Source organism: Nostocoides australiense Ben110, from assembly GCF_001050535.1.
GTDB classification, from domain to species: domain Bacteria; phylum Actinomycetota; class Actinomycetes; order Actinomycetales; family Dermatophilaceae; genus Nostocoides_A; species Nostocoides_A australiense.
Genome location: NZ_HG764815.1, coordinates 3,747,032 through 3,751,585, shown reverse-complemented (window position 1 = coordinate 3,751,585; position 4,554 = coordinate 3,747,032). Strand labels below are relative to the sequence as shown.

The window sequence follows — 4,554 nt, the reverse complement described above, 5'->3', positions numbered from 1 at the left end:
TCGGTGTTCACTCGACGGGGGTGGGGGCGCGCGGGGAGGACGGACCCGCGGGTAACCTCGGGGCGTGACCACCGGCACGGGGACTGCGGCAGGCAGCGGTGCGCCCGACGCCGATGCCCCGGGTGGGGGCGCGCCCGACGCCGATGCCCGGGAGGCCGTCCTTGATGTCGACGTCCTGATCATCGGGGCGGGGCTGTCCGGAATCGGGGCCGCGTGCCATCTGACGCGCGAACTGCCGGGCACGAGTTATGCAATCCTGGAAATGCGCGAGCGCCTCGGCGGGACCTGGGACCTCTTCCGCTATCCGGGGGTGCGATCGGACTCGGACATGTACACCCTGGGCTACGGCTTCCGGCCGTGGCGAGGCAGGCAGGCCCTCGCCGACGGCCCGTCGATCTTGCGCTACATCGAGGACACCGCCGGCGAGTATGACGTCCTTCCGCGCATCCGCTACGGGCACAAGGTGGTTCGCGCCGACTGGTCCAGCGGGTCGGCCCGCTGGACCGTGACGAGCGAAGGCCGCGACGCGACCGGGGAGCCGCGCACGGCGACGGCAACGTGCCGGTTCCTCTACTGCTGCACCGGCTACTACGACTACACCGAGGGCTACACGCCGCACTTCCCCGGCATCGGGAGCTATACCGGACAGGTCGTCCATCCGCAGTTCTGGCCGGAGGGGTTGCCGTATGCCGGCAAGCGCGTCGTCGTCATCGGCAGCGGTGCGACCGCCATCACCCTGGTGCCCGCGATGGCCGCCGAGGCAGCGCACGTGACCATGCTGCAGCGCACGCCGACCTACGTCCTGAACATGCCGTCGGCCGACCCGGTCGCAGACCTGGTGCAGGGCCGACTGCCGCAGCGGGCGGCATACCTCATCAACCGCTGGAACCATCTGTTGCAGTCCTGGGGCCTCTACCGTGCGGCCCAGATCGCGCCCGGCGCCGTCCGAAGGCTCATCCGGAGGGACGCGAAAAGTCATCTGCCCCAAGACTTCCCGATCTACGTGCACTTCAACCCGCCGTATGACCCGTGGGACCAGCGGCTCTGCCTCGTCCCCGACGCCGACCTCTACCGGGCCATCCGTATGGGGCGGGCGGAGGTCGTCACCGACACGATCGACACCTTCACCCCGACCGGTATCCGTCTCACCAGCGGCCGCGAACTCCGCGCCGACGTCGTCGTGACCGCCACCGGGCTGAAGGTGCTCCCCGGCGGCGGCGCCACCCTCAGCGTCGACGGCGCCGACGTCGACTTGCGGGAGACGGTGTCCTACAAGGGAATCATGTTGAGCGGCATACCCAACTTCGCCTTGGCTCTCGGATACACCAATGCGTCCTGGACGCTCAAGGTCGACCTCGTGTCGCGCTACATCTGCCGACTGCTCGCCTATATGGAGCGGCACGGATTCGACGAGGTGCGCCCGCTCGCCCCACCGGCCACAGAGGCGCGGCGGCCGATCATCGATTTCGCCGCCGGGTATGTCCAGCGGGCCGACCCGATCATGCCGCGGCAGGGCACGCGAGGGCCGTGGCGGCTGCCGCAGAACTATCTCTCGGACCGTGCGCGGTTGGGTCGCCGCGGTCGGCTCGATAACGGTGTGGTATTCACCCGCCGCGCCGATCGGGTCGCCGTCAAGGCGGACGTCGATGACAAGCGCGACCTACCATGGGCGCCGTGACGAGCGATGAGAAGGCCAAGACTCCCGAGACCGACGAGTTCGGCGGGCTGATCGGGGTGGGTTCGGCCCGCACCATCCGTGCGCCGTGGCATCCGTCGTCGATCACACGGATCCGGGCGGCCGTGGTCGCGGACCTCCAGGCGCGCGACGTGGAGGACGAAACGCTCGACGAGGTCGCCGTCGTCACGTCCGAACTCGTGACCAATGCGCTGCGCCACGCAACTCCCTTGCACGACAACACCGTCCGCGTCCACTGGACCGAGCGCAACGGCATCGTCGAAGTCGAAGTCACCGACGGCGGCGGCGAGACCGAGCCCCGGGCCCGGCCCGAGGCCGTCTTCGCCGTCTCCGGGCGCGGCCTGCGCATTGTGCGCTCCTACGCCCACGAGTGGGGCGTCAGCGAGAAGAAGGGGGCCGTCACCGTGTGGGCGGCTTTGGGTGGACCCTCGCGTCGTCGGGCATGATCGCCGTCATGGGTAAAGCCTCACGCAAGAAGAAGGACACCGCCGCTCCCCGGGCGCCCCGCCCCGCGGCATACAACGCCCGTCCGTTCCGCGACCTGCCGGGCGAGAGCCAGTGGGTGGCGATGGCCGAACTCCTTCCGGCGGCCACGGTCACCGTGCCGCTGAAGGCCGGCGCCGTCGAGGGGGGTGCGCGTGAGGTCACGATCGTCACCGTGCTGCCGATGGCCTGGCCGGCCCTGCACCGTGCCGATGGCACCCTGCTCGTGGCCACCCAGGGCGGCGGGCAGAGCGGCGACAAATCCCGCGACCTCGCGAGCGCGATACTCGCCGCCGCCGCTGCCGAGCCGGGCACGCCATTGCCCCAGGTGCCCATGGCCACCGACGCGACTCCGGCGTTGCAGGATCTGCTCGACCTGACGTCAGCCCCTGAGGTGATGGTCCACGAGGGCTTCGACTTCTGGGTGGAGGGTCAGGAACTCGACGCCGCCGGACAGGAGTCGCTCGCCCGTGCCAACGACTCCGTGCTGCCGACCGCGAAGGTCGACGGCGCCGACGCGGCGTATTGGTGTCTCATCGGCGACCGGCCGCACGTGCGGGCCGTGCTCGCCGAGGACGAGGACGAGGCGACCAATGCCCTGGCCCGGCTCTGGGCCGCCGGCACGGCGGCACTGGGCGACGGCACCCGGCTGCTCGGCGCCTTCCGGGCCGCCGGACTGCTGATTCCCGTGTGGGAGTTGGCGGATGGCACGGACGCCGACGGCGTCGCGGCCCCGCTGGCCGAGTGGAAGGCGCGGTATGCCGCCGCCCTCACCGACGCTCCCCTGACCCCCGAGGAACGCCGCGCCAAGGCCGGCATCCTGAACCGCCAGGTCACCCTGCGCTGACGGCAATGCCTCCGATCACCCCGGCGCCGGCACCCGGGCCGACGACCGCGCCGACACGCGTAGCCGCGATCATCCCGGCGAAGTCGGAGGCCGACCGGATCGTCGCAACGGTCACGGCGACGGCGGGACTTCCGCATGTGGACCTCGTCGTCGTCGTCGACGACGGAAGCACCGACGCGACCGCTCGCCTCGCCGAGGAAGCGGGGGCGGTGGTCGTGCGACATACGGCCAATCAGGGGAAGGCGGCTGCGATGATGACCGGCGCCAAGACCGTTGCCGCCCGAGATGACCCAGCTGCGCCCAGGGCGCTGCTGTTCGTCGACGCCGACCTGCGGGAGAGCGCGGCCAATCTGGCCCCGCTGATCACGCCTGTCCTCTCCGGCGCAGTGGACATGACGATCGCGAACATCCCCCGCGCCAACTCCTCCAAAGGCGGCGGGCGGGTGGTGCGGCTGGCGCAGCGGACCATCCTCGGGCGCACCGGCCGGGAGATTGCCCAGCCGCTCAACGGGATGCGGTGCCTGACGCGCGATGCCTTCCGGGCCGCTGTGCCGCTCGCGCCCGGCTGGGGCGTCGAGGTGGGTCTTACCCTCGATGTCCTCCAGGCGGGACTGCGGGTGGTCGAGGTGCCCGTCGACTTCACTCACCGGGCGACCGGCAAGGACTGGCGCGGCGTGCTGCACCGGGGTCGCCAGTTGCGCGATGTCGCCCGGGTCGTGGCCCGGCGCGGCCGTTGCGATGAGCGGCCCGGCCGGCCGCCGTGCGTTGGGTGCTATCGCTGCCAGAGTACCGATAACGCCCCACGCACGCCGGGCGGGCCGTCTCGCGACGGTTGCCGCCCTCGCGCTCCTGCTCTCGGTCGGGTGGCTCGGCGAGTCTGCGGCCAAGCCCCCGCTGGGAGAACGGGGCTGGGCTCCTGGATCCTTGCCGTGGACTCTCGGCCCGGCCGCCGTCACGGGAATGCTCGCCGCGGCATACCTGCTCGGGGCCGCCGGCCTCTGGCTGAGCCTCCGGGACCGGGGGGGCTGGCCGGGGTGGGCCATCGCAGCGGTGGCGGCCGGCGCCCTCCTGGCGATGCCGTTCGGCTCGGCGGATCACACGAACTACGCGGCATACGGCCGGATCGCGCTGCAGGGCGGTGATCCCTACGTCGAATCTCCCATCGCGTGGGCCGGCGGCGACGACCCCGTGACGAGCGGGGTGCAGCCGCCGTGGCAGGAGACGCCGAGCATCTACGGTCCACTCTCGACCGTTCTTCAGGTGTTCGCCGCTTGGGCCGGAGGCGACAGCCTGCGTCAAGTCGTCTGGATGTGGCAACTGCTGATCGTCGGCGCCTGGCTGGCGACCCGCTGGCTGTTGCGGCGGCTCTTCCCCGACGCGTCTGGTCGCGTCGACGTGCTGTGGACGATGAATCCCTTCGTCATTGGCGCGGGGGTGCTGGGCGCCCACGTCGACACGCTCGCGACGCCGCTGATGGTGGGGGCGCTCCTCCTGGCGCGGCGGCCCGGCCGGCCATGGGCGCTGGCCG

At 71.5% G+C, this 4,554-nt stretch carries 3 protein-coding genes and 2 pseudogenes; all 5 read left to right on the top strand.

Annotated features, from left to right (window positions below; translation table 11 throughout):
• Window positions 1–64 precede the first annotated feature (64 nt).
• On the top strand, window positions 65–1,678 hold the full coding sequence (locus tag BN11_RS18435; RefSeq protein WP_083433876.1) for a flavin-containing monooxygenase: 1,614 nt from the start codon (window positions 65–67) through the stop codon (window positions 1,676–1,678).
• Window positions 1,666–2,142 (top strand): ATP-binding protein, encoded by a 477-nt coding sequence (locus tag BN11_RS18430; protein ID WP_083433875.1) that lies wholly within the window; start codon window positions 1,666–1,668, stop codon window positions 2,140–2,142. The genes BN11_RS18435 and BN11_RS18430 overlap by 13 nt, the downstream gene beginning before the upstream one ends.
• 8 nt (window positions 2,143–2,150) lie before the next feature.
• Window positions 2,151–3,026 (top strand): DUF5926 family protein, encoded by an 876-nt coding sequence (locus tag BN11_RS18425; RefSeq protein ID WP_048701939.1) that lies wholly within the window; start codon window positions 2,151–2,153, stop codon window positions 3,024–3,026.
• 5 nt (window positions 3,027–3,031) lie between these two features.
• Window positions 3,032–3,472: pseudogene (locus BN11_RS25440) on the top strand (glycosyltransferase); the annotation flags it as partial.
• Between the two features lie 478 nt (window positions 3,473–3,950).
• Window positions 3,951–4,554: pseudogene (locus BN11_RS24345) on the top strand (hypothetical protein); the annotation flags it as partial.

Bases quoted from the DNA above. Each gene is read 5' to 3' on its own strand.
- BN11_RS18425 (WP_048701939.1), top strand. From the start codon at position 2,151: ATGGGTAAAGCCTCACGCAAGAAGAAGGACACCGCCGCTCCCCGGGCG.
- BN11_RS18430 (WP_083433875.1), top strand. From the start codon at position 1,666: ATGGGCGCCGTGACGAGCGATGAGAAGGCCAAGACTCCCGAGACCGAC.